The organism is Microbacterium hydrocarbonoxydans (assembly GCF_000956475.1).
GTDB classification, from domain to species: domain Bacteria; phylum Actinomycetota; class Actinomycetes; order Actinomycetales; family Microbacteriaceae; genus Microbacterium; species Microbacterium hydrocarbonoxydans_A.
Genome location: NZ_JYJB01000010.1, coordinates 57,344 through 83,065, shown reverse-complemented (window position 1 = coordinate 83,065; position 25,722 = coordinate 57,344). Strand labels below are relative to the sequence as shown.

The 25,722-nt window shown below is 68.2% G+C and carries 20 protein-coding genes; 4 read left to right on the top strand and 16 right to left on the bottom strand.

The features are described from left to right. Positions 1–20 precede the first annotated feature (20 nt). The 10 genes from RS84_RS12910 to RS84_RS12865 all read right to left on the bottom strand — a co-directional run bounded on the left by RS84_RS12910 (position 21) and on the right by RS84_RS12865 (position 10,831). Positions 21–1,103, bottom strand: coding sequence for a UDP-N-acetylglucosamine--N-acetylmuramyl-(pentapeptide) pyrophosphoryl-undecaprenol N-acetylglucosamine transferase (locus tag RS84_RS12910; RefSeq protein ID WP_045258240.1), 1,083 nt, complete (start codon positions 1,101–1,103; stop codon positions 21–23). Beyond that, positions 1,100–2,305 (bottom strand): putative lipid II flippase FtsW, encoded by a 1,206-nt coding sequence (ftsW, locus tag RS84_RS12905; protein WP_045258239.1) that lies wholly within the window; start codon positions 2,303–2,305, stop codon positions 1,100–1,102. Before ftsW ends, RS84_RS12910 begins: the two co-directional genes overlap by 4 nt. Beyond that, on the bottom strand, positions 2,274–3,812 hold the full coding sequence (gene murD, locus RS84_RS12900) for a UDP-N-acetylmuramoyl-L-alanine--D-glutamate ligase (RefSeq protein WP_045258238.1): 1,539 nt from the start codon (positions 3,810–3,812) through the stop codon (positions 2,274–2,276). The genes ftsW and murD overlap by 32 nt, the downstream gene beginning before the upstream one ends. Continuing rightward, positions 3,802–4,914, bottom strand: coding sequence for a phospho-N-acetylmuramoyl-pentapeptide-transferase (gene mraY, locus RS84_RS12895; protein ID WP_045258237.1), 1,113 nt, complete (start codon positions 4,912–4,914; stop codon positions 3,802–3,804). Before mraY ends, murD begins: the two co-directional genes overlap by 11 nt. Next, positions 4,911–6,323, bottom strand: coding sequence for a UDP-N-acetylmuramoyl-tripeptide--D-alanyl-D-alanine ligase (locus RS84_RS12890; RefSeq protein WP_045258236.1), 1,413 nt, complete (start codon positions 6,321–6,323; stop codon positions 4,911–4,913). The genes mraY and RS84_RS12890 overlap by 4 nt, the downstream gene beginning before the upstream one ends. Before the next feature lie 27 nt (positions 6,324–6,350). After that, a complete protein-coding gene (locus RS84_RS12885; RefSeq protein ID WP_045258235.1) occupies positions 6,351–8,129 on the bottom strand; it encodes a peptidoglycan D,D-transpeptidase FtsI family protein in 1,779 nt (592 codons plus the stop codon). A 35-nt stretch (positions 8,130–8,164) separates the two neighbouring features. Next, entirely contained in the window at positions 8,165–8,734 is a 570-nt protein-coding gene (locus RS84_RS12880; RefSeq protein WP_045258234.1) for a hypothetical protein, read from the bottom strand. Further along, positions 8,731–9,669, bottom strand: coding sequence for a 16S rRNA (cytosine(1402)-N(4))-methyltransferase RsmH (gene rsmH / locus RS84_RS12875; RefSeq protein ID WP_045258233.1), 939 nt, complete (start codon positions 9,667–9,669; stop codon positions 8,731–8,733). Before rsmH ends, RS84_RS12880 begins: the two co-directional genes overlap by 4 nt. Before the next feature lie 102 nt (positions 9,670–9,771). Continuing rightward, entirely contained in the window at positions 9,772–10,203 is a 432-nt protein-coding gene (mraZ, locus tag RS84_RS12870; RefSeq protein WP_045258232.1) for a division/cell wall cluster transcriptional repressor MraZ, read from the bottom strand. Between the two features lie 250 nt (positions 10,204–10,453). Continuing rightward, positions 10,454–10,831, bottom strand: a complete 378-nt coding sequence (locus RS84_RS12865; RefSeq protein ID WP_045258231.1) for a DUF3040 domain-containing protein — start codon at positions 10,829–10,831, stop codon at positions 10,454–10,456. An 85-nt stretch (positions 10,832–10,916) separates the two neighbouring features. Between RS84_RS12865 and RS84_RS12860 the strand changes: the two genes are divergently transcribed. Next, positions 10,917–12,017, top strand: a complete 1,101-nt coding sequence (locus RS84_RS12860) for a polyprenyl synthetase family protein (RefSeq protein WP_045258230.1) — start codon at positions 10,917–10,919, stop codon at positions 12,015–12,017. Here the strand turns inward: RS84_RS12860 and RS84_RS12855 are convergent, their stop codons facing one another. Continuing rightward, positions 12,018–12,362: an Rv2175c family DNA-binding protein gene (locus RS84_RS12855; RefSeq protein WP_414738822.1), complete on the bottom strand. Its 345-nt coding sequence runs from the start codon at positions 12,360–12,362 to the stop codon at positions 12,018–12,020. Positions 12,363–12,492: 130 nt separating this feature from the next. On the opposite strand from RS84_RS12855, the gene RS84_RS12850 reads away from it, so the two are divergent. Together RS84_RS12850 and pknB are read left to right on the top strand one after the other, a co-directional pair. Further along, positions 12,493–13,632, top strand: coding sequence for a LysM peptidoglycan-binding domain-containing protein (locus RS84_RS12850; RefSeq protein WP_052676359.1), 1,140 nt, complete (start codon positions 12,493–12,495; stop codon positions 13,630–13,632). Between the two features lie 76 nt (positions 13,633–13,708). After that, a complete protein-coding gene (pknB, locus tag RS84_RS12845) occupies positions 13,709–15,661 on the top strand; it encodes a Stk1 family PASTA domain-containing Ser/Thr kinase (protein ID WP_045258228.1) in 1,953 nt (650 codons plus the stop codon). A gap of 150 nt (positions 15,662–15,811) precedes the next feature. On the opposite strand, the gene RS84_RS12840 is transcribed toward pknB, so the two are convergent. Together RS84_RS12840 and RS84_RS12835 are read right to left on the bottom strand one after the other, a co-directional pair. Then, positions 15,812–17,152: a class II 3-deoxy-7-phosphoheptulonate synthase gene (locus RS84_RS12840; protein ID WP_045258227.1), complete on the bottom strand. Its 1,341-nt coding sequence runs from the start codon at positions 17,150–17,152 to the stop codon at positions 15,812–15,814. A gap of 26 nt (positions 17,153–17,178) precedes the next feature. After that, entirely contained in the window at positions 17,179–17,877 is a 699-nt protein-coding gene (locus tag RS84_RS12835) for a lysophospholipid acyltransferase family protein (protein ID WP_045258226.1), read from the bottom strand. A 129-nt stretch (positions 17,878–18,006) separates the two neighbouring features. Here RS84_RS12835 and RS84_RS12830 point away from each other — a divergent pair, with 129 nt between their 5' ends. After that, positions 18,007–19,839: an AMP-dependent synthetase/ligase gene (locus tag RS84_RS12830; RefSeq protein ID WP_045258225.1), complete on the top strand. Its 1,833-nt coding sequence runs from the start codon at positions 18,007–18,009 to the stop codon at positions 19,837–19,839. 81 nt (positions 19,840–19,920) lie between these two features. On the opposite strand, the gene RS84_RS12825 is transcribed toward RS84_RS12830, so the two are convergent. The 3 genes from RS84_RS12825 to RS84_RS12815 all read right to left on the bottom strand — a co-directional run bounded on the left by RS84_RS12825 (position 19,921) and on the right by RS84_RS12815 (position 25,646). Beyond that, positions 19,921–20,412: a peptide deformylase gene (locus tag RS84_RS12825; RefSeq protein WP_045258224.1), complete on the bottom strand. Its 492-nt coding sequence runs from the start codon at positions 20,410–20,412 to the stop codon at positions 19,921–19,923. Further along, entirely contained in the window at positions 20,412–22,172 is a 1,761-nt protein-coding gene (locus tag RS84_RS12820) for a MinD/ParA family protein (protein ID WP_045258223.1), read from the bottom strand. The genes RS84_RS12825 and RS84_RS12820 overlap by 1 nt, the downstream gene beginning before the upstream one ends. A gap of 66 nt (positions 22,173–22,238) precedes the next feature. Beyond that, entirely contained in the window at positions 22,239–25,646 is a 3,408-nt protein-coding gene (locus tag RS84_RS12815; RefSeq protein WP_045258222.1) for a pyruvate carboxylase, read from the bottom strand. Between the last annotated feature and the right edge of the window lie 76 nt (positions 25,647–25,722).

The following is a 25,722-nucleotide window of genomic DNA, read 5'->3' as shown; positions in this document are numbered from 1 at the left end:
TTTCGTCACGAGGTGCGCGCTCAGCGATCGGCGGCCGACAGCGCCCGGTCGACGAGCGCGATGACGTTGTCGGTACCGCTTCGGGTTCCGACCTGCTCGGCCGCCGCCGACATCCGCTCGAGGCGTTCGGCATCGCCGAGCAGGGGGACGACGATGCGACGCACCGCGTCGCCGTCGAAGGTCGCGTCGTCGAGCAGCTCGGCGGCTCCTGCGGCCACGGCCGACGCCGCGTTCAGCCGCTGCTCGCCGTTGCCGACCGAGTAGGGCACGTACAGGGCGGGGATTCCGAGTGCGCTGATCTCGCTGACGGTCGCCGCACCGGAGCGCGACACGATCAGGTCGGCGAGAGCGAAGGCGAGGTCCATGCGGTCGACGTAGCGGCGCATCGCGTAGCCGGGCACCTGCGGATCCTCGAGGTCGCTGCGCTCACCCGTCACGTGCAGCAGCTGCCAGCCCGCCGCGAGGATGTCGGCCCACGATCCAGCCAGGGCATCGTTCAGCCGCTGCGCCCCGAGGGAGCCGCCGAACACCAGGAGCACGGGGCGCGCGGCATCCAATCCGAAGTACTCCGCGGCTTCGTCGCGGCGGGCCGCACGATCGAGATCGATGACCTCGCGACGCAGCGGCATGCCGACGACCTCGCCACCGCGCAACGGCGTGCCGTCGAACGCGACACCCGTCGCGGCCGCGCGACGGGCGCCGAGCACGTTCGCGAGGCCGGGCTTCGCATTGGCCTCGTGCACCACGAAGGGCACGCCCTCACGACGCGCCGCGACGTACGCCGGAGCAGAGGCGTACCCGCCGAAGCCGACGACCACATCGACACCATGAGTGCGGATGTGCTCGCGGACCTGCGCGATCGCCCTGCGGAACCGACCGGGGAACGCGGCGGCCTGACGGTTCGGCCGTCGGGGGAATGGCACCTTGTCGACGATGAGCAGTTCGTATCCGCGCGCCGGAACCAGCCGCGACTCGAGGCCTTCCGCCGTGCCGAGCACGAGGACGGATGCCGCGGAATCCCGCTCGCGCAGCCCATCGGCGACGGCGAGCAGGGGGTTGACATGGCCGGCGGTGCCTCCGCCGGCAAGAAGGTACGTGGTCACCTGGTGACTTTACCCCGCTCGACTGCGGGGATCGTGCGAGCGAAGGCGAGCAGCACCCCGCACGCGATGAGCACCGCGAGCAGCGCCGTGCCGCCCTGCGACATGAACGGCAGCGGCACGCCCATGACCGGGAAGAGGCCGATCACGACGCCGATGTTGAAGATGGCCTGGCCGACGATCCAGACGGTGATCCCCCCCGCGGCGATGCGGATGAACGGATCGTTCGTCTTGCGGATGATGTGGAAGACGCCGATCGCGAAGGTCGCGAACAGAGCGAGCACGACGAGGCAACCGATGAGCCCGAGCTCCTCGCCGACGATCGCGAAGATGAAGTCGTTGCCGGCTGCGGGAAGCCAGCCGTACTTCTCCTGCGAGTTCCCGAGCCCGACACCGAAGATCCCGCCGGTCGCCATGCCCCACATGCCGTGGATGGACTGGTAGCAGTTCTTCTCGTAGTCGCTCATGTCCGAGCAGACGGCCGTGATGCGGCGCATCCGGTCTTCGCTCGTCAGGGCGAGCGCGAGCACCGAGAGCACGCCCAGGATCACGGGGATGATGAACAGCCGCAGCTTGACGCCGGAGAAGAACAGGCAGCCGAGCATGATGAGCACGAGCACCATCGAGGTGCCCAGGTCCTTGCCCGCCAGCACGGTCCCGATGGCGAGTGCCGACACGGGAACGACGGGGATGAACACCTGGTGCCACGTGCCGAGCATGGTCTGCTTGCGCATCAGGACGTAGCCGATCCAGACCGCCAGGGCGAGCTTGAGGAACTCCGACGGCTGCAGCGTGAACCCTGCGATCTTGATCCAGTTGCGGTTTCCTGCGTCCTCGATGCCGAGTGGGGTGAAGACGAGCATCTGCAGCGCCACCGCGCCGAACAGCGCGGGCCAGGCCAGCTTCTTCAGCAGCGAGATCGGCATCCGTGAGATCACGAACATGAGCGGGATGCCGAGCAGGGCGAAGATGCCCTGCCTCATGGCGCCGTCCATCGGGTTGGCGCCCTTCGACACGGCGTCGGCGCTGGTCGCCGAGAGCACCATCACGAGCCCGAAGATCGTCAGCAGCAGCGCCGTCGACGCGATCATCAGGAACTCCGTCGACACGGGTGTGAAGCGGCGGCCGAGCGTGACCCGGGCGGCGAACCCGCGCGACGATGCGCCGGAAGTGTCAGTGCGCGGAGTGCGAGCCACCTGAGTCATCGGCTCTCCCCCGGTCGATCCATTCCCGCACCGCTTCGGCGAAGCGGCGGCCACGATCCGCGTAACCGGAGAACTGGTCGAAGGATGCTGCCGCAGGGGCCAGCAGAACCGTCCCCTCGTCACCAGCGATCCCCGCCGCGATCTCCACGACACGGTTCATGACCTGACCAGTCTCGCCAGCATCCACTTCGAAGACCGGCACCACGGGCGCGTGTCGCCGGAATGCCGTGATGACGGCTTCACGCTCGACGCCGATCACGACCGCGGCGCGAGCCGTGCCGCCGACCTCGGCGACGAGATCGGCGATGTCGACGCCCTTCAGATCCCCGCCGACGACCCAGACCGCGCCGGGATAGGCGCGCAGCGACGACGCCGCCGCGTGCGGGTTCGTGGCCTTCGAATCGTCGACCCAGGTGACACCGGCGTGCCGCGCCACGACCTGGATGCGGTGCGCGTCGAGCGCGAACTTCTGCAGGGCCGAGTGGATGGCCTCCGGCTCGACTCCGAGCGACCGGGCGAGAGCGCTGGCGGCGAGGATGTTCTGCACGATGTGCGGTGCGGCGAGACCGGCCTCTTCGAGATCGCGGAGCGTGGTGAGCTCCAGGGCGCTGCGCGCCCGATCGTCGAGGAACGCGCGGTCGACCAGGAGACCTTCCACGATGCCGACGTCGCTGGGCCCCGGGGTGCCCAGGTCGAAGCCGATCGCCCTGGCGCCCTCCACGACATCGGCTTCCTCCACCATGCGACGCGTGGCCTCGTCGGCCTTGTTGTAGACGCAGGCGACCTTCGTGTTGCGATAGACGAACGACTTCGCGGCGCGGTAGGCCTCGGCGCTGCCGTGCCAGACCAGGTGGTCATCCGCAAGGTTCAGGCACACCGAGGCGTAGGGGATCAGCTGCCCCTCGAGCTGGGACTGGCCGATGTACCAGAGCTGATGGCTCGACAGCTCGACAACCAGTACGTCGAAGCCCGCCGGGTCGCGCACGGCGTCGAGCACCGGAACCCCGATGTTGCCGCAGGGCGCCGCTCGCAGTCCGCCTTCCACGAGCAGAGACGCGGTGAGCTGCGTGGTCGTGGTCTTGCCGTTCGTCCCCGTGATGAGCACCCATTCCGCGGGCGTTCCGTCTGCGCGGGTCACCTTGTCGCGCACGCGCCAGGCGAGCTCGACGTCACCCCAGATCGCGATGCCCTCGCTCTGAGCCCAGCGGATCACAGGATGAGCCGGAGAGAAGCCCGGCGAGGCGATCACGACCTCCGGCTCGAAGTCGACGAGGGTCTGAGGAACGGCCGCGAGGGATCCGAGTTCGAGCTCCGCACCGATCACCGGCAGCAGTCGCTCGTACTCCTCCTCCGCCGACTCCGAGAGCACGAGCACCTTGGCGCCCAGTTCTGTGAGCGTGTCCGCCACAGCGAAGCCCGTCATGGACAGTCCGAGCACCGCGACGCGGAGTCCCGACCAGTCGGAGTTCCAGCTCGTCAGCGTCGCGAGGCGCGACTCAGCTGACACGGGTGAGCCATTCGACGTAGAAGAGGCCGACCGCCGACACCGCGAGGAGCCCGGCGATGATCCACAGGCGCACCACGATCGTGACCTCGGACCAGCCGCGCATCTCGAGATGGTGATGGAACGGACTCATCAGGAAGAGCCGCTTGCCGCGCGTGATCTTGAAATAGGCGCGCTGCAGGATCACCGACCCCGAGGAGAGCACGAAGACGCCCGCGATCACGAAGAGCAGCAGCTCGGTGCGGGTGAGGATGGCCAGAGCCGTGATCACGCCGCCGATCGACATCGAGCCGACGTCGCCCATGAAAACCTTCGCCTTGGGCGCGTTCCACCACAGGAAGCCGATCAGGCTGGCCGCGAAGGCCGCCGCGATCACGGCGAGATCCAGAGGGTCTCGCACCTCGTAGCATCCGCCGATCGCCGCCTTCTCGATCGACTCCCCCACGCACGACTGCTGGAACTGGCGGAAGGCGATCAGCCCGTAGGAGGTGACGACCAGGATCCCCGCTCCGGCAGCGAGGCCGTCGAGGCCGTCGGTGAGGTTCACGCTGTTCGACGTGGCGACGCCGATCACGGAGATCCAGACCAGGTAGAGGATCCACCCGCCGATCACGCCGAAGACGAACAGGTTCAGCCAGGGGATGTCACGGAAGAGCGAGACGGCGCCGGATGCCGGGGTCTGCCCCGAGCGGTTCGGGAAGTTCAGCGCAACGATGCCGAAGGGGACCATCACGAGCAGCTGGCCGATGATCTTGCGCCAGCCCGAGAGACCGAGACTGCGCTGGCTGCGCACCTTCATGTAATCGTCGATGAATCCGACCGCTCCGAAGCCGATCATGACCCAGATCAGCAGCAGGGCCGACACGGACGGCACTCCTCCGCCGACGAAGACGCCGGTGAAATAGCCGACCAGCGTGCCGAGGATGAAGATGACGCCGCCCATGGTGGGAGTACCGCGCTTGGCCTCGTGGCTCGGGTTCTCGATCGCCTCAGGGGTTCGGATGACCTGGCCCCAGCCCCACTTGCGGAACAGCCGCAGGAAGACGGGAGTCAGGAAGAGGGTGAAGGCGAGCGAGATGGCCGCCGCCATGATGAGTGACCTCACGAGAACAATTCTCCCAGACGATCGCCGAGATGCCGGAGGCCTACGGAGTTGGATGACTTCACGAGCACGCGGTCGCCGTCGCGCAGCTCGGTGCGCAGATATTCGAACGCCGCGTCCTGGTCCGGGAAGTGCACGGCCTCGCTGTCCCACGAGCCCTCGCCGATCGCGGAGATGTAGAGCCTGCGCGCCTCGGGGCCGACGACCACGATGCGCTGGATGTTCAGCCGCACGGCGAGCAGGCCGATGCGGTCGTGCTCCTCCCCCGCGGTCTCGCCGAGCTCGCTCATCGCGCCGAGGACAGCGACCGTGCGCTCGCCAGGGCCCGTTATCTGAGCCAGCGTGCGAAGAGCCGCGGCCATCGAGTCGGGGCTCGCGTTGTACGCGTCGTTGATGATGCGGACCCGGTCGTTGCCCATGGGCTGCATGCGCCAGCGCTCTGCGATGTCGAGCGTCTCCAGACGCGCGATGGCGTCGGATGCCGGAACGCCGAGCACCCCTGCCGCCGCGATCGCCGCCATCGCGTTGTTCACATGGTGGGCGCCGAGGACGCGCAGGTGCAGCGGCATCCGCTCGCCTGCCACCTCGATCTCGCATGTGGTCCCCGAGGCCGTCACGACCAGGTCGTGCGCGCGCACGTCGGCAGCCGCCGACTGCCCGAACCCGACCACGCTCATACCGCGCGACTCGGCGAGCTCGCGCATCGCCGCGACCCTCGGGTCGTCGATGTTCAGCACCGCGGTGCCGTCGGGGCGTGCGGCGGCCACGAGCTCGGACTTCGCCTTGGCGGTCGCCTCGATGCCGCCGAACCCGCCAGCATGGGCCATGCCGACCATGAGCACCACGGCGACGTCTGGCTCGACGAGACCGGCGAGATGCGCGATGCTGCCGGGCGCCGCCGCTCCGAACTCGCTCACGAGGTAGCGCGTGCCGTACGTGACCCGCAGCATCGTCACGGGGGCGCCGACCTCGTTGTTGTACGAGTTGATCGGCGAGACGGTCTCGCCTTCGTCCGCGAGGATGCGCGCGAGGAAGTTCTTGGTCGTGGTCTTGCCGTTGGAGCCCGTGATGCCGACGATCTTGAGATCGCCCGCCGCCCGCACGCGCGCGACGACCTCGCGCGCCAGCGCGGCCAGAGCCGCCACGACATCGGCGACGACGATCTGCGAGACGTTCTCGTCGACAGGATGCTCGACGATCGCGAGCGCGGCGCCTGCGGCGACGGCGTTCCCGACGAAGCGATGCCCGTCGGTCTCCGCCCCTGGCTTGGCGACGAAGATCGACCCCTCGGTCATCGTGCGGGAATCGGTGTCGACGACGCCGTCCACGACGGTGTCCGCCGTGTCGGGGTCGACGAGGCGCAGTTCACCGCCGATGATGGCGGCGATCTCAGCGAGCGACAGGGCGATCATGACATCTCCAGGCACGGCTCGTGCCGGCTATTCGAACTTGGGAAGCAGCGCGTCCATCGGGACGGTCGAGGGCATCACGCGGTAGGTCTTCATGACCTGCGTCATCGCCTTCTGGAAGGCGGATGCCGTCGCAGCCGATGATGTGATTCTAGTCGGCTGGTCCAGAGTGACGATCACGACGTACTGCGGATCGTCGACCGGAGCGAAGCCGACCATGCTCGTGTAGTACACGCCCGCCTTGTAGCCGCCGTTGCCGTCAGGGATCTGCGCGGTGCCGGTCTTGCTCGTCACGCGATAGCCGGGGACCTTGATGCGCTCGGCGTTTCCGCCCTGCACCGCGACGTTCTCGAGCATGCGAGTGAGCTCTGCAGCGGTCTCGGGCTTAATGATCTGCTTCTTCTCGGGGTCGGCCGCCTTGTGGACCGTGCCGTCAGCGTCCGTGCAGGACTCGATCAGCGAGAGGTCGATCTTCTCGCCGCCGTTCGCGATCGCCTGATACGCGCCCGCGACCTGGGGAGCCGTGACGGTGAAGTGCTGTCCGAACGTCGTCGTGTACAGCGACTGGTTGTCCCACTCGCTGGTGGGCGGAAGGTCACCCCGGGCTTCTGCCGGGAAGTCGACCGTAGGCGTTCCGACGCCGAAGCGCTGCAGGTAGTCGAAGCGCACGTCAGGGCTGACCATCGTGCCGAACTTCGAGAGCGCGACGTTCGAGGAGTCGATGAGTGCGCCTGCCAGCGTGTAGTTGTACGTGGGGTGCGCGAAGGCGTCGTTGATCACGGCGCCGTTCGGGAAGTGCTCCTTCGACGATGCCGACACCGTCGGGCTGGTGGGCGTCACTCCCGCGTTCTCGATGATGGCTGCGGCGGTGACGGGCTTGAAGGTCGAGCCCGGCTCGAACGGATAGGTGAAGAGCTTGCTGCCCCAGGTGTCGGGCGATGAGGCGTTCAGGTTGTTGGGGTCCATCGTCGGCCATTCGGCCGCCACCCGGATCTTCCCCGTCTTGACCTCGACGACGGTGACCGTTCCGCCCTGCGCGCCCTGCGCCTGCGCCTCCTCGGCGATCATCTGCTGCATGTACCACTGCAGGTCGCTGTTGATCGTCAGCTGCACGGTGCCCCCGTTCACGGCATCCGTGCGCTGCTCGCTGCCCGGGATCACGACGTTGTTCGTGCCCTTGCGGTAGGTCTCCTCGCCGTTGGTCGGCGCGAGGCACTGGGTCTCCATCTTCTCGATGCCGGCCTGAGGCGCGCCAGAGCCGTCGAGGAACCCGATCACGTTGCCGGCCACGGCGCCGTTCGGGTACACCCGCGTCTCGCGCTCATCGAAGTGCAGGTAAGGGAGCTTGAGCGCCTTGAGCTCGGTGAACGTCTTGGCGTTGAGCCCTTTGGCGAGCTGGTACCACTGCGTGTCGGGGTTCTCCTCCCGAGCCGCGGCCACGCCTGCCCGCAGCTCGTCGGCGTTCAGCCCCATGATCTCGGCGATCTTCGTCGACGCCTCTGCCCAGGGGATCTCGGGCGGGTCGTCTTCGTTCGTCTCGACCGCGTTCATCGCCTTCGGATCCATGTTCCAGTCGTAAACAGTGACGCTCTCGGCGAGGACCGTGCCGTTGGCGTCGACCACCGAACCGCGCTGACCGGGGATCGAGGTGCGGTCGCCGAGGTACTTCAGCGACTGCGAGACGTGCTCATCGGCGCTCACGACCTGGATGTCTACGAGACGCACGATGAAGACGCCGAGGATCGACAGGATCACGGCGAGGGCGACGACCGTGCGTCGCCGGGGGCTCCGGGTGGCTCGTGTCGTCATGGACTCTCTCCGTCAATTCTTTCGTGGTCGTGTCGTCAGTGGGTCTCGGGGCTCGGCAGGCCGTCGGTGATCGCCGGCGGAAGCTGCTCGCTCTCTGCGACCGCATCGTCGGTGACCGGCCCGTCGTTCGCGTCGGCGTGCGCGGGCGGGACGAGCAGCGAGTTGCTGACCGCTCCCGAACCGGTGGGGTCGACCGTCGACGACCACCCCGCCCCCGCGCCGGTGCCGAACACGGCGCCGTCGCTGAGCCGCAGGTACGAAGGCGAGCCGGCGACCACCATGCCCAGCGCCGCGGCGCTGGAGGCGAGAGCCTGCGGCGAGCTCAGACCGGTGAGCTCCTCCTGGAGCGCGTCGGTCTGCAGGTCGAGCGTGCGCTGCTGCGTGTTCAGCGAGGCGAGCGTGTAGGAGTCCTGCGTGATCGCGAGCGACAGACCGATCTGCGCGGCGCCGATGGCCATCGCGCCGCCGAGCGCGACCAGCGCATACGCCAGCTTCGGCTTGCGACGGGCCGCCGTCTTCGGCACCGGCGTGAGCCGAGGACGAGGAGCCCTGGTGGGCGCGTCGGGTGCGACGAGGGGTTTGCGTGCAGTGGCGTTCAGGCTCATGCGTTCTCTCGCACCTTCTCTGCCGCGCGCAGTCGCACGGGGATCGCCCGCGGGTTGCGGGCGCGTTCGTCGTCGTCGGCGAGTTCGGCGCCGCGGGTGATGATCTTGAACTTCGGGGCGTGCTCGGGAAGCTCGACCGGCAGTCCCTTCGGCGCCGTCGAGGCCGCGCCTGCCGCGAACGCCTGCTTGACCAGACGGTCCTCGAGCGATTGATACGACATCACGACGATGCGGCCGCCGACGGCGAGAGCATCCATCGCCGCGGGGATCGCGTCGGCGAGCACGTTGAGCTCGGCGTTGACCTCGATACGCAGCGCCTGGAACACGCGCTTGGCAGGGTGGCCTGCACGCTGTGCCGCGGCGGGCGTCGCGGCGATCAGGATGTCGACGAGCTCGCCTGAGCGGGCGATCGGCTTCTTCTGCCGCGCCTCGATGATGAAGCGCGCGTACCGGCCGGCCAACTTCTCCTCGCCGTAGCGCTCGAAGATGCGGCGGAGGTTGCCCTCGCTGTACGTGGCGATCACCTCGGCGGCCGTGATGCCCTTGGTCTGGTCCATCCGCATGTCGAGCGGAGCATCCTTGGAATACGCGAACCCGCGCTCCGCCTCATCCAGCTGCAGGGACGAGACGCCGAGGTCGAACAGGATGCCGGAGGCGCCCTGCGCGTGCAGGCCGATCTCGTCGTACACCGTATGCACCAGGGTGATCCGGTCTTTGAAGCGCGCGAGCCGCTCTCCCGCGATGCGAAGCGCATCGGTGTCGCGGTCGAGGCCGACCAGGCGGATGTTCGGGAAGCGCTCGAGCAGGGCCTCGGAGTGACCGCCCATCCCGAGAGTGGCGTCAACGAGCACCGCTCCGTCCGCCTTGAGGGCGGGAGCGAGCAGCTCGACGCAGCGTTCGAGCAGGACCGGGGTGTGGATGTCTCGGAGGTTCATGATCTTTCTCGGGTAGACCTTCGGCTCTGATCCCCCTCCGCTTCTCGACCCGGCACCGGGGAAGTGTGTCGGGGCGGGAGCGGCGGGGCATCACAGCCGTGGTCAGAACAGGCCCGGAATCACCTCCTGCTCCAGCTCGGAGTAGGTCTCCTCGCCGGCGGCGAGGTAGGCGTTCCAGCTCTCGGCATCCCAGATCTCGGCGTGGGCGCCGACTCCGGTGACGATGAGCTCTTTCTGCAGTCCTGCGTACTGACGCAGATGCTGCGGGATGGTGATGCGGTTCTGGCTGTCGGGCATCTCCGCACTGGCACCGGAGAGGAACAGGCGCATGAAGTCGCGCGCCTGCTTGTTCGCGAGCGGAGCCTGACGGATCCGCTCGTGCATGGACTCGAACTCGGCCGTGCTGAAGACGTAGAGGCAGCGCTCCTGCCCTCGGGTGACGACGATGCCGCCGCCGAGGTCTTCGCGGAACTTCGCAGGAAGGATGACCCGTCCCTTGTCGTCCAGCTTCGGAGAATGCGTTCCCAGCAACATCAGCCATCACCCCCTCTGCGTCCGGCCAACTCGAGGTGCGCCCCACTTTACTCCACTTCCCTCCACTTTCCTACGGCCATTCTGGGAAATACCAGCACTTTCGCGACGAGGCACCCTTCAGAACCGCATGATTCCGCGGTGGAGGAAGGTGGAGGGTGAGTGGAGGACGAGTGGAGCCTCGTGGAGGCCTCGCGGCAGACAGCAAAAAGGCCCGGATGCTCAGCATCCGGGCCTGTGAAGTGTGAAGCGGTCAGTGACCGTCTTGGCGGCGATCCCAGCGATCGTTCATTCGATCCATGAACGATGCGGAACTCTGCTGCTGCTTCTTCTTCGCGCTCTCACGGGGCGCGGCCGACATCGGGCGCCGCACGGGAGTGACGGCGAGCATGACACCGCCCAGCATCGCGGCGAAGGCCACGACGCCGATGATGATGCCCCAGACGTCACCGACGATGACGCCGGCGATGAGACCGCCGATCCCGACGAGGAGCAGCAGTGCCCCGTACACGAGATTGCGGTAGCTCAGAGCGCGGTCGCCGCTGGGCGCGCTCACGACGTCGGCGTCGTTGTGGAGGAGATGGCGTTCCATCTCATCGAGCAGACGCTGCTCCTGTTCGGAGAGTGGCATTTCGTCCCCCTCGGGTATCTTCCGACCATTCTACGCGCGCCATCCCCGAGTGGGGTAGCCGTTCGGAGGGGTATTGGCTTTACGTATGCTGGGAGTCGTGCCGTCACCCGAACTCGTCTCAGACGCCGTCGCCGATCGCCTGCGTCTGTTCCTGAAGCGGATGCGCGCCGAAGCGGTGGAGTACGGCCCGGATGCCGCGGCCATGATCGACGCGGGAGCCCGCACGCTCGTGGGCGGCAAGCGGCTGCGCGCCCGCTTCTGCCACTCGGGATGGCAGGCCGTCGCGCGCTTCTCCGACCGGGACGCCGCTGAGACGACGGCGGTGTGGGATGTCTGCGCAGCCCTGGAGATCTTCCAGTCGGCCGCGCTCGTGCACGACGACCTCATCGACAACTCGGACACGCGCCGCGGGCGTCCCGCAGCGCACAGGGCGCTCGAGGGCTCGCATGTGGATGCCGGCTGGAGCGGAGACGCCGCGGCCTTCGGCCGATCTGCCGCCATACTCCTGGGGGATCTCCTCGTCGCGTGGAGCGACGATCTTCTCGAGCAGGCGCTCGCGCAGCATCCGCTCGCCGATGCCGTGCGCCGCGAGTACGCCCGCATGCGTCGAGACGTGACGGTGGGGCAGTTCCTCGACATCGCCGAGGAGTCCGCGTGGAGCGTGAACTCGGCGGATTCGCACCTGGAACGAGCGCTCCGCATAGCGTCGCTGAAGTCGGCGCGCTACAGCATCGAGCAGCCGCTGGTCCTCGGTGCCGCAGTCGCGGGCGCCGACGAGGAGCAGCTGCGGGCGCTCCGCCGGTTCGGGCACCCGGTCGGCATGGCGTTCCAGCTGCGCGACGATGTGCTCGGAGTGTTCGGCGACTCGGCGGTCACCGGAAAGCCCGCAGGGGACGATCTGCGGGAGGGCAAGCGCACGGCGCTCGTCGCGCTCACGAGGGAGGGTCTGGACATCTCGGCCCGGAACCTGTTCGACGAGATGCTGGGCGACCCGGATCTCACGGCCGAGCAGATCTCGTTCCTGCAGGCCACGATCAGGGCCTCGGGAGCTCTGCACCGCGTCGAGTCGATGATCGACGACTACGCCTCGGCGGCCGATCGCGCGCTGTCCGGCGCCCGTCTCGAGAACTCGGCGGTCGGCGATCTGCGGGACCTCGCCCGAGCGTCGACGACCCGGTCGGCCTGATCAGGCCAGAGTGCGCGCGATGCGTCGCACTTCGCTCTTGTGACCGGCGAGAAGAGCATCGATCGGGGAGCGTCCCATGGTCTCCTCCTCCGCGAGCAGCCAGTCCACGGCCTCGTCATCGGTGAGGCCGGCGTCCTGCAGGGCGATGATGGTGCCGCGCAGCGACGGCAGCGGGTGTCCGTCGACGATGAAGACCGCGGGGACGGCGAAGACGCCGCTGCGCTTGGAGCCGATCAGATAGTGCTCGTCGATCAAGCGACGCACGCGACCGAGCGGTACGTCGAGAACCTCGACGAGGTCGGGCATGGTCAGCCAGGCGGACGAGTTCTCAGTTGGTGCAGACACGTTGCCACTATCTCACCTCCGCGCCCGAGGCGCATATCTTCACTCCAGTCACATCGTTCACTTGAGTAACTCTTGTTGACTTCTGTTTACATACGTGTCAGCGTGGGCAGACGTCGAACAAGGGGGAACCGTGAGACTGAACACCACAGCCCGTCGCACCCGCTATCTGCAGATCGGCGTGCCGGCGGCCGTCATCGGCAGTCTCACCGGAAGCATGGCGATCGTACCCGCGGCGGCCGACGCAGCTCCCGTGCACGCTCACGTGCCGGCGGTTCCTGCTCTGCGGGTGATCCCGGCGTCCGTCCCGACGACCTATGTCGTCCAGCCAGGCGACACGATCTCCGCCATCGCAGAGCGTCATGGGCTGCGCACGGCCGACGTCCTCGCCTGGAACAGCCTCACGTGGCGATCGGTGATCTACCCGGGCCAGACGCTGTCGCTCGCGGGGGCGAGCGCACCGGCATCCGCTGCCCCGACCTCGCAGAGCCACGTCGTCGTGTCCGGCGACACCGTCTACGGCATCGCTCAGAAGTACGGCACCTCTGTCGACGCCGTCCTGGCGGCCAACGGCCTCACTCGCGCATCCCTGATCTATCCCGGCCAGAGCCTGGCGATCTCCGGCGCCGCTGCCCCGGCAGCCGTGACCGCTGCGGCGGACTCGCCGACTCCCGTCACCGCTCCGGGGGCGCAGACCCACTCCGTCGTCGCGGGAGACACCCTCTTCGGCATCGCGCAGAAGTACGGCACGTCGACGGCATCCCTGTACGCATGGAATGCGCTGACCGCGGAGTCGATCATCTACCCCGGCCAGAGCATCGTGGTCTCCGCTCCCCCGGTACAGGCCGGCGGACAGCTCAGCGCCGCCCTTGACGCCGAGCAGGCGGCGAATGCGGCGCTGATCATCGCGATCGGACGTCAGCTCGGCGTCTCCGACCGCGGGCTCGCCATCGCGCTGGCCACGGCGATGGTCGAATCCGGTCTGCGCAACGTCGACCATGGCGACCGCGACTCGCTCGGACTGTTCCAGCAGCGGCCGAGCACGGGCTGGGGCGCGGCGGAGCAGATCCTCGACCCCGATCGCAGCACGCGTGCGTTCTTCGGCGGCCAGAGCGACCCGAACGGGCAGATCACCCGCGGTCTTCTGGACATTCCCGGCTGGGAATCCATGCCGTTCACGGCGGCTGCGCAGGCCGTGCAGATCTCCGCCTACCCCGACAAGTACGGGCAGTGGGAGACGCAGGCGTATCAGTGGCTCGCCCAGCACGGCTGAGACTCGCTGCAAACCGTCAGGCCCGAGGGGCGAGCCGTTCCGCAGGCTTTCAGTCTGCCTTCCCTAGAATCTTGACGTGACGACCAATCAGCAGGCCGACCCCCTCATCGGGCGACTTGTCGACGGTCGCTACCGCGTACGAGCCCGCATCGCCCGCGGCGGAATGGCCACGGTGTACGTCGCGACCGACCTCCGGCTCGAACGCCGCATCGCACTCAAGGTCATGCACGCGCACCTGAGCGATGACTCGAACTTCCAGAGCAGATTCATCCAGGAGGCTCGCGCGGCCGCCCGTCTGGCGGACCCGCACGTGGTCAACGTCTTCGACCAGGGCCAGGACGGCGAGCTCGCCTACCTCGTGATGGAGTACCTGCCCGGCATCACGCTGCGCGAGCTGCTGCGCGAGCAGAAGCGCCTCACGATCTCGCAGACAATCACGATCATGGATGCGGTGCTCGCCGGCCTCTCCGCAGCGCACCGTGCGGGAATCGTGCATCGAGACGTCAAGCCCGAGAACGTGCTGCTCGCCGAGGACGGCCGGATCAAGATCGGCGATTTCGGGCTCGCGCGCGCGACCACCGCGAACACCGCCACAGGGCAGCAGCTGCTCGGCACGATCGCCTACCTCGCCCCCGAGCTCGTCACGCGCGGCACGGCCGATGCGCGCAGCGACATCTACGCGCTCGGCATCATGCTGTACGAGATGCTCGTGGGCGAGCAGCCGTACAAGGGCGAGCAGCCGATGCAGATCGCCTTCCAGCACGCGACCGAGTCGGTCCCGCGACCGAGCGTGCGCAACCCCGGCGTGCCGGAGCAGCTGGATGAGCTGGTGCTGTGGGCGACCGAGAAGTCGCCGGACGAGCGGCCGGATGACGCGGGACAGATGCTCGAGCGTCTCCGTGAGATCGAGCGCGACCTCGGCGTCGCCCCCGCGGTGGCCGCGGCGAACGCTCCGCAGCGGGCGCATGACTCGGGCGACCTCACCAAGGTCATGCCGCAGACCGCGGTGCTTGCCGATCCGACCGCGCCGGCCCCGCAGACGATCGACAACGCCACGCTCCTTCGTCGGCGCACCTCCAAGCGTCGCGCGCGCGGAGCGTTCCTCCTCACGCTCGTGCTGCTTCTCGCGGTGGTCGCGGGAGGTGTCGGCTGGTGGTTCGGGTCGGGTCCCGGGTCGTTGATCGCCGTGCCGGCGGTCGCAGGGATGGCCTACGAGGATGCTGCGAACGCCCTGACGGCCGAGGGCTTCGAGCCGCAGCGGCAGGACGAGTTCTCCGTCGACGTCGACGCCGGGATCGTGATCGACAGCGATCCGGGTGCAGGTGAACGGCTCGACAAGGGCGTGCCGGTCGTGCTCATCGTGTCGAAGGGGCCGGCGTCGCACGACATCGCCCCCGTCACCGGCCAGGACGTCGACGCCGTCAGGCAGGCGCTCACTGCGGCGAATCTCGAGCTCACCGACGACGAGCAGTACTTCGACGACCTGGACAACGGCAAGGTGCTCAACGTCCGCATCACGCCCCGTGCAGGGGGCGACGCCTTCGGATGCGATCAGGGGTGCACCGTGTTCGAGAAGGACACCGCCACGATCCAGGTCTCCCTGGGCCCCGTGCCCGACGTCAGCGGCATGACCGTCGATCAGGCGACCAAGACCCTCACGGACAAGGGCCTCGTCGTGAATCCCGAGAGTCAGACGGTGTTCAGCGAAGACGTCGCGAAGGACAAGGTGATCGGCTACGCAGACCGCGCCGAGGCCGGATCCTGGCGCCCCGGCGACACGATCCAGCTGATCGTGTCGAAGGGTCCGCAGCTGTACGACGTCCCCGATGTCACGGGCATGACGCGCGACAAGGCCAAGGAGGCGCTGAGCGCCGCGGGCTTCCAGTGGACGTACACGAGCGACACGATGATCCCCGACGTCGCCTGGGACCTGCTCGACAACAAGAACACGAAGGTCGTGTCGTACAGCCCCACCGACCCTCAGCGCAAGGGCGCGACGATCGTGCTGCAGATGGGGCTCAAGGACTGACCTGACGCCAGGTGCGGGCCATGTCGAGCTTCCGGCACACCGCGGCGACTCCGTTTACAACGCCCAGCGCGCAGCCGATGGGCGTGGTGAGCCCCGCGTCGCCCTGCCGCACCTCGTGTCGTGCGGCGGGAGCGGCGGGGCCTCCCCTGGTCAGCGCTTCTCGAGCTCCTCGGCCACGAGGAACGCGAGCTCGAGCGACTGCATGTGGTTCAGGCGCGGGTCGCACAGGCTCTCGTAACGGGTCGCGAGAGCGGCCTCGTCGATGTGCTCCGATCCGCCCAGGCACTCGGTGACGTCGTCACCGGTGAGCTCCACGTGGATGCCGCCGGGGAACGTGCCGACCGCGCGGTGCGCCTCGAAGAAGCCGCGCACCTCGTCGACCACGTCGTCGAAGCGACGGGTCTTGTAGCCGGTGGGCGTCGTGATCCCGTTGCCGTGCATCGGATCGGTGACCCACAGCGGCTGCGCTCCGGAATCGCGCACTGCCTCGAGCAGCGGCGGCAGCGCATCGCGGATCTTGCCTGCGCCCATGCGGGTGATGAAGGTCAGGCGGCCCGGCTCGCGGTCCGGGTCGAGCTTGTCGATGAGCGCGAGAGCCGTCTCGGGAGTCGTCGTCGGGCCGAGCTTCACACCGATCGGGTTGCGGATCTTCGAGAAGTAGTCGACGTGCGCGCCGTCGAGCTCGCGCGTGCGCTCGCCGATCCAAAGGAAGTGCGCGGAGGTGTTGTACGGAGTGTCGGTGCGCGAGTCGATGCGCGTCATCGGACGCTCGTAGTCCATCAGGAGGCCTTCGTGGCCTGTGAAGAACTCCACGCGCTTGAGCTCGTCGAAGTCGGCGCCGGCCGCCTCCATGAACTTGATCGCACGATCGATCTCCGCCGCCATCCGCTCGTAGCGCTGGTTGGCCGGGTTCTGCGCGAAGCCCTTGTTCCACGAGTGCACTTCGCGGAGGTCGGCGAAGCCACCCTGCGTGAAGGCGCGGATGAGGTTCAGCGTGGAGGCTGCCGTGTGATAGCCCTGCAGCAGGCGGCCGGGGTCGGCCTGACGTGAGAGCTCGGTGAAGTCGTAGCCGTTGACGATGTCGCCGCGGTACGCCGGGAGCGTGACGTCTCCGCGGGTCTCGCTGTCGCTCGAGCGGGGCTTGGCGAACTGACCGGCCATGCGCCCCATCTTGACCACGGGCATCGAGGCTCCGTAGGTGAGGACGACGGCCATCTGCAGCACCGTCTTGATCCGGTTGCGGATCTGCTCGGCGGTGGCGCCGGCGAAGGTCTCGGCGCAGTCTCCGCCCTGCAGCAGGAAAGCACGACCGGACGCCGCGCGCGCCAGGCGATCGCGGAGGTTGTCGACCTCTCCCGCGAAGACGAGCGGAGGGAGGGCGGCGATCTGCTGGGACACCTCTGCGACGCGTTCGGCATCGGGCCACTGGGGCTGCTGCTTGATCGGGAGCGAGCGCCACGCGTCAAGCGCGTCGATGTGGTGCTTTTGCATGCACCCAGCCTACTGGTCGGCGGGTCTCACGATCGCCGTGAGGCGGTCGCCGGGAGGCGGTCCTTCACGGTCGAGGCGTAGACGTCCTCGTACTGCTGCTCGCCGAGCCTCTGCAGCGCGACCATGATCTCGTCGGTGACCGAGCGGAGGATGTAGCGATCGTTCTCCATGCCCGTGTAGCGCGAGAAGTCGAGGGGCTCCCCGATCACGATGCCCACCCGCATCACGTTCGGGACGCGGCGGCCGATCGGCATGGCCGTGTCGGTGTCGACCATGATGACGGGGATCACCGGGACCTTGGCCTCGAGCGCCATCCGCGCGATGCCGGTGCGTCCGCGATAGAGCTTGCCGTCGGGGCTGCGGGTCCCCTCGGGATAGATGCCGAGCAGGTCGCCGCGTCCGAGCACCTGCAGACCCGTGTTCAGAGACGCCTCAGATGCCTTGCCGCCGGAGCGGTCGATCGGGATCTGACCGGTGGCGCTCATGAAGAACCTCGTCGCCCAGCCCTTGATGCCCCGCCCGGTGAAGTAGTCGCTCTTGGCGAGGAAGGACATCGGCCGGTCGATCATGAGCGGAAGGAAGATGGAGTCGGCGAAGGACAGGTGGTTGCTCGCGAGGATCGCCGCGCCGCTCGCGGGCACGTTGGCCCGTCCGACGACCCAGGGGCGGAAGACCGCCTTGACCACGGGGCCGATCACCACGTACTTCATCAGCCAGTAGAACATCGGGTGAAGTCTAGCGCCGAGTCCGGCATCCGTTGACGAAGGGCGACTGAGTTCCACGATGGGTGATATTGAGTGCCATGCCTTAGACTCGGGAGGACATCGTGCCCGACCGGTACCGAAGGAGCTGCCGTGGTTCAGTTTGAAGTCCCCGCCGTCGTCCCCGCCGACCCCGACGCGAACATCGCCGACATCCTGGTGAAGCGCGTCGAGGCGACTCCGGACCGCGCTCTCTTCTCGGTGCCCGAAGGCGACGGCTGGCGCGACATCACCGCCGCAGACTTCCAGACGGCCGTGATCGCCCTCGCCAAGGGCTTCGTCGCCGCAGGCATCCAGCCGGGCGAGAAGGTCGGATTCCTCGCGCGCACGACCTACGAGTGGTCTCTGGTCGACTTCGCGCTCTTCTACGCCGGCGCCGTGATGGTGCCGATCTACGAGACCAGCTCGCCGAGTCAGATCCAGTGGATCCTCGAGGACTCTGGCGCGATCGCGCTCCTCGTGGAGTCGCCGGAGCACTTCGCCCGCGTCGACGAGGTCCGCAGCGACCTGCCGCTGATCCGCGAGGTCTGGCAGATGCACCTCGGGGCGATCGACACGCTCACCGCCCAGGGCGCCTCGGTGACGGATGCCGAGATCGAGCGCCGCCGCAACCTCGCCGTGGGCAGCGACATCGCCACGCTGATCTACACCTCCGGCTCCACCGGGCGCCCCAAGGGGTGCGTGCTGACCCACAGCAACTTCGTCGAGCTGGCGCGCAACTCGGCCAAGGCGCTCGACAAGGTGGTGCAGACACCGGGCGCCTCGACTCTGCTGTTCATCACCACCGCACACGTGTTCGCGCGGTTCATCTCGATCCTCGACGTGCACGCGGGAGTCCGCACCGGGCATCAGCCCGACACCCGCCAGCTTCTGCCCGCGCTCGGCTCGTTCAAGCCCACCTTCCTCCTCGCGGTCCCCCGCGTCTTCGAGAAGGTCTACAACTCCGCCGAGCAGAAGGCCGAGGCCGGCGGCAAGGGCAAGATCTTCCGCGCCGCGGCAGACGTGGCCGTCGAGCATTCCAAGCTCCTCGAACAGGGCAAGCCCGTGCCGTTCGGCATGAAGCTGAAGTTCGCCCTGTTCAACAAGCTCGTGTACAGCAAGCTCCGCGAGGCCATGGGCGGCAACGTCGTCTACGCCGTGTCAGGTTCCGCACCGCTCGGCGCGCGCCTCGGACACTTCTTCCACAGCCTCGGCGTCGTGATCCTCGAGGGGTACGGGCTCACAGAGACCACTGCCCCCGCGACCGTCAACCTCGCTGACAAGTCGAAGATCGGCACGGTCGGCCCTGCCCTTCCCGGCGTCGGGGTCCGTCTCGCCGACGACGGCGAGATCGAGGTGCGCGGCATCAACGTCTTCAAGGAGTACTGGAACAATCCGCAGGCCACCGCCGATGCGTTCAGCGAGGGCGGGTGGTTCCACACCGGCGACATCGGCAGCTTCGACTCGGAGGGCTTCCTCACGATCACGGGACGCAAGAAGGAGATCATCGTCACGGCCGGCGGCAAGAACGTCTCCCCCGCGGCTCTCGAGGATCCGATCCGCGCGAATCCGATCATCGGTCAGGTCGTCGTCGTCGGCGACCAGAAGCCGTTCATCGCGGCGCTCGTCACGCTCGATCCCGAGATGCTGCCGACCTGGCTCGCGAACAACGGTCTCCCCGCCGAGATGTCGCTCGCGGAGGCCTCGACGAACGCCGCCGTGCGCGCCGAGGTGCAGAAGGCCGTCGACGCCGCGAACGGGCGCGTCTCCCGGGCGGAGTCGATCCGCAAGTTCACGATCCTCGACTCGGAATGGACCGAGGCCTCAGGGCACCTGACTCCGAAGCTCTCGATCAAGCGCAACGTGATCATGAGCGACTTCGCCGATGAGATCGCCGCGATCTACGACGAGCCGGTCGCCACGACGAACGTCGCCATCGGAGGCTGACCCAGCAGCCGACATGAAGAAAGGGTCCCGCTTCGGCGGGGCCCTTTCTTCATGCGCCGGGTCGGTGAGCCCGTCGACGCGTCAGAACCAGGAGCTCTCGCGCACCTCGCGCATCGCGATCTTTCGGATCTCGGGGTCCAGCCGCGACAGGTACAGCTTCCCGTCGAGGTGGTCTGTCTCGTGCTGCAGCGCCTGGGCCAGCAGACCGTCGCCCTCGAGCACGACGGGGTTGCCGTCGAGATCGATGCCCTCGACACGAGCCCAGGGGTGACGCAGCGCGTCGTGCCACAGCCCCGGCACCGAGAGACACCCCTCCCCTGTGGGCACCGCCTCGCCGCGCACCTCTGTGAGCACGGGATTGAGGACGTATCCGATGTCGCCGTCGATGTTGTAGCTGAATGCGCGCAGCGCGACGCCGATCTGAGGGGCCGCGACACCGGCTCGCCCCGGCAGTTCGACCGTGTCGACGAGGTCGGTCACGAGGGCGCGCACTCCGTCGTCGATCTCATCGATCGACGCGCACACGGTCCGCAGCACGGGGTCTCCGAAGACCCGGATCTCGCGAACCGCCATCAGGCGGCCTTCGCCCGAAGGCCCTCGACGAGCTGAGCGGCCAGCTCGCGCGCGGCGACGCGGGTCTCGGGCTGCAAGGACGAGAACACGATCGTGCCGCCACCGGCGATGTGGGCGTCATACGGCATCCGGACCACCTTCTTCGCACGGGTGCGGAAGTGCGATTCCAGTTCGTTCAGCCGTACCAGCGGCGCGCCCGGCGTCGACTGGTTGAGCACGATGATCGCCTCGCGGGCCTGCTCTGCGTAGCCGTTGGTCTCGAGCCATGTCAGGGTCTCGGAGGCGAGCCTCGCCTCGTCGACGCTGAGACCCGACACGATGACGATCTGGTCCGCGAGGTCGAGCGTGGCAGACATGACCGAGTGCACGATTCCGGTGCCGGTGTCGGTGAGCACGAGCGAGTAGTAGTGCGCCGCGACATCGGCGACATCGCGATAGTCGCTGTCGCTGAAGGCCTCGGCGATCCGGGGGTCGGAATCGGAGGCGAGCACGTCGAGCCGGGTCGCATCGCGCGCGACGATGGCCGAGATGTCGTGATACCCCTTCACCTCGTCGTGGATGCGCACGAGATCGCGCACCGAGCGGCTGTGGTTCGGACGTGCGATGCGGTCGGCGAGAGTACCGCGATCAGGGTTGGCGTCGACGGCGATGACGCGGTCTTCCCTCGCATCCGCGAGCGCCATCCCGAGCAGCGCGGTCACCGTGGTCTTGCCCACGCCCCCCTTGCGTGACAGCACGGGGACGAATCGCGCGCCGCCAGACAGCGGGGCGGCGATCCTGGCGCTGAGCGCCTTGCGCTCGCGCGCTCTTCTCCCGTCACCGATGTTGATGCGGCGACCGGAGACCGTGTAGAGGAAGTGGCTCCACGCGCCCTCCGGCTCGGGCTTCGAGACCTGGTGCGGATCGAGCAGACGATCTGCGGTGAGCAGGTCGGCGCTCTCACGCGTGGCGTCGCCCAGATCATCCAGCCGCTTCGAGGTGAGCGTCACCTCGGCGCGAGGTGCTCGCGCCTGCGGCGCCACCGTCTTGTCCTTCGAGGTGTCCACGACAGTGCTCTCCTTCAGGGGTGCGGATCGGGAGACGGATGCCGCGGCTGCTGCTGCCTTCGCCTCGATGTCCGCCTTGGCGCGTGCGATGAAAGCGGCGGCTGCCGCCGCCTCTTCGGCGACGATGTCGGTCGGCGCGGGCGAAGTGGCGCGGTCCGTGCCAGGTTCCGCCTCGTCGACGATGTCGGCGGCCTCTTCGTCCGCGGGCGCGGATTCGTCGACCGCATCGCTCCCGACCACATGCGCGTCCGGCTCGGCCGGCCCGGCGGACTCGAGGGGCTCGGCCGGCTCCGCAGGCTCGGCCGGCTCGGCCGGCTCCGCAGGCTCGGCCGTGATCTCGAGCTCGGCGGGAGCGGCCGCCTCAGACGCAGCGTGCCGCGCCGCGTCCCCGTCTGCTGCGGCATCCGACTCCACCGTGCCGGCTTCGTCGTCCTCGGCAGGCAGCTCGATCACGATCGAGTGGATGACGGCATCCGCCTCTGGCACCTCTGGCGCCTCTGTCGCCGGTTCGAAGACCGGCTCGTCGATGATCAGGTCGACCACCTCGCCGTCGACGACGTCCTCATCGGCGAGATCGTCGTCATCGGACTGAGGGAGGGTCACGCTCACCTGTGCGGTGCCCAGGATGCCGATGGCCGACGTATCCAGGGACGTCGCGTCGTCGAGCACCCCTCTCGATTCCTCATCCTTCGCGGATGTCTTCTTGATGGTCACGGTGTCACTCCCAGCTGATGCAGGCCTCGGGTGCGCATCGCGTGCGCGGCCTTCACCCGCACAAGATTAGTGCGAAGGGCTGATCACGACCAAAAGATCTCCCGCGTCCACCTGCTGCGTGGCACCGATCGCGAGACGCTCGACGACGCCGTCGACGGGTGCCGTGATGGCGGCCTCCATCTTCATCGCCTCGATCGATGCGACCGGCTCACCGGCTCGCACCCTCGCTCCCACCTCGGTCTTCAGCGTGACCACTCCCGAGAACGGGGCCGCGACGTGGCCGGTGACAGAGGTGTCGGCCTTCTCGACCTCGTGCGCGTCGACCACGATGGACCGGTCGCGGACGAAGACCGGACGAAGCTGTCCGTTCAGCGTCGTCATGACCGTGCGCATGCCCTTCTCGTCCGCATCGCCGATGGCCTCGAGGCCGACGTAGAGCTGCACGCCCCGGTCGATCTCGATCAGGTGCTCCTGTCCCTGCACCAGTCCGTACAGGTAGTCGCCCGTGTCGAGGACCGACAGGTCGCCGTACTGCTCGCGCGCCTGCTCGTACTCACGTGTCGGAGCGGGGAAGAGCAGGGTGTTCAACCGCGCCCGCCTCGTCGCACTGTCACCCGCGAGAGCAGCCTCGTCATCGGCGCTGATCTCGGTCAGACCGGTGCGCACGGATCGCCCGGCGAGCACCTTGGTACGGAAGGGCTCGGGCCAGCCGCCGGGCAGGTCGCCCAGTTCGCCCGCCATGAAGCCCACGACCGAATCGGGCACGTCGTACTTCTCGGGGTTCGCCTCGAAGTCAGCGGGGTCGGCTTTCACAGCCGCGAGGTGCAGCGCGAGATCGCCCACCACCTTCGACGAGGGGGTGACCTTGGGCACCCGGCCGAGGATGCGATCGGCCGCCGCATACATGTCCTCGATGAGCTCGAAGTCGTCGGCGAGCCCGAGCGCCTTCGCCTGCTGACGAAGGTTCGACAGCTGTCCGCCGGGGATCTCGTGGTGGTACACCCGTCCCGTGGGGCCGGGCAGTCCGGACTCGAACGGCGCGTAGGTGCGGCGCACCGCCTCCCAGTACGGTTCGAGATCCGAGACGCCGTCGAGATCGATACCGCTGTCGCGCTCGGTGTGGGCGAGAGCGGCGACCAGCGACGACAGCGAGGGCTGGCTGGTCGTTCCGGACAGCGGAGCGGATGCCGCGTCGACCGCGTCGACTCCTGCTGCACTCGCGGCGAGCAGGGTCGCCAGCTGGCCGCCGGGGGTGTCGTGCGTGTGCAGGTGCACGGGCAGATCGAACCGCTCACGCAGCGCGGTGACGAGCTTCGCGGCGGCCGCGGGGCGCAGCAGACCCGCCATGTCCTTGATGGCGAGGATGTGGGCGCCGGCGGCCACGATCTGGTCTGCGAGCTTCAGGTAGTAGTCGAGCGTGTAGAGGTCCTCGGCGGGGTTGAGCAGGTCTCCGGTGTAGCAGAGGGCGACCTCCGCGACCGCAGTGCCCGTGGCGCGCACGGCCTCGATGGCCGGTCGCATCTGCTCGACGTCGTTGAGCGCGTCGAAGATGCGGAAGATGTCGATGCCGCTCGCGGCGGCCTCGGCGACGAACGCCTCGGTGACGGCTGTCGGGTACGGGGTGTATCCGACCGTGTTCCGACCACGCAGCAGCATCTGGATCGCGACGTTCGGCAGAGCGGCGCGCAGCTTGTCGAGCCGCTCCCATGGGTCCTCGCCGAGGAACCGCAGCGCGACGTCGTAAGTCGCGCCTCCCCACGCCTCGACCGACAGCAGTCCCGGCGTCAGCCGCGCGATGTACGGCGCGGCAGCGACCAGGTCCTTGGTGCGCACGCGGGTCGCGAGCAGCGACTGGTGCGCGTCGCGGAAGGTCGTGTCGGTGATCGCCAGGGCGGACTGCGCCCGCAGGTCGGCCGCGAACCGCTCGGGCCCCAGCTCGAGCAGGCGCTGACGCGAGCCCGGCACAGGCTCGCTCGTCAGATCGACCGGCGGCAGCTTGCTCGCCGGGTCCACGACCCCGGGGTGCACGCCATGCGGCTTGTTGACTGTGACGTCCACGAGCCAGTTGAGGATCTTCGTGCCGCGGTCCTTCGAGGCCCGCCCACGCAGCAGCTCTGGTCGCTCGTCGATGAACGAGGTGCTCACGTCGCCCGCGACGAATGCCGCATCGTCGAGCAGCGCCTGCAGGAACGGGATGTTCGTGGAGACGCCGCGGATGCGGAACTCGGCCAGGGCGCGTCGAGCCCGCGCGACCGCGGCGGGGAAGTCGCGCCCGCGGCACGTGAGCTTGGCGAGCATCGAATCGAAGTGCGGGCTGATCTGCGCGCCCTGGTGCACGGTGCCGCCGTCGAGACGCACGCCGGCACCGCCGGGCGAGCGGTACGTCGTGATCTTGCCGGTGTCGGGGCGGAAGCCCTGAGTGGGGTCCTCCGTGGTGATGCGGCACTGCAGGGCAGCGCCTCGCAGGTGCAGGTTCTCCTGCTGGAGCCCGAGATCGGCGAGCGTCTGACCCGAGGCGATGCGCATCTGGCTCTGCACGAGGTCGACGTCGGTGACCTCTTCCGTGACCGTGTGCTCGACCTGGATCCGCGGGTTCATCTCGATGAAGACGACCTCACCCGCGCGCTCCCCCGCCGTCTCGAGCAGGAACTCCACGGTGCCGGCGTTCTCGTAGCCGATCGAGCGGGCGAATGCCACGGCGTAGCCGTGCAGCGCGGTGCGGATGCCGTCGTCCAGGTTCGGGGCCGGAGCGATCTCGACCACCTTCTGGTGCCGTCGCTGCACAGAGCAGTCGCGTTCGAACAGGTGCACGGTCTCACCAGTCTTGTCCGCCAGGATCTGCACCTCGATGTGTCGCGGACGCAGCACCGCCTGCTCGAGGAACATGCGGGGGTCGCCGAACGCGCTCGCCGCCTCGCGCATCGCCTCAGCGAGCGCGGGTGCGAGATCGCCCTTGGTCTCGACACGGCGCATGCCGCGGCCTCCACCGCCGGCGACGGCCTTCGCGAACAGCGGGAAACCGATCTCGTCCGCCTGGGCGACGAGGGCGTCGACGTCATCAGATGCCTCGGTCGACCGGAGCACGGGCACGCCCGCCTCGATCGCGTGCCGCTTGGCCTCGACCTTGTTCCCCGCCATCTCCAGCACGTCCGCCGGCGGACCGATGAAGACGATGCCGTTCGCGGCCGCCTTCTCTGCGAGCTCCGGGTTCTCGGAGAGGAATCCGTAGCCGGGGTAGATCGCATCCGCCCCCGCTTCGCGGGCGACCCGGATGATCTCGTCGACGTTCAGGTACGCGCGCACCGGATGGCCGCGCTCACCGATCTCATACGCTTCGTCGGCCTTCAGCCGGTGGACCGAGCCGCGGTCCTCATGAGGGAAGACGGCGACCGTCCTCGCCCCGACCTCGAAAGCCGCACGGAAGGCGCGGATCGCGATCTCGCCGCGGTTCGCCACAAGGATCTTCTTGAACATGCACACCTCTGAAAGCTCGATGCGCGGCGATTTCGACGCGCATGGGGCGGGGCTGAGTGTTCCCTCAGCCTAGGGG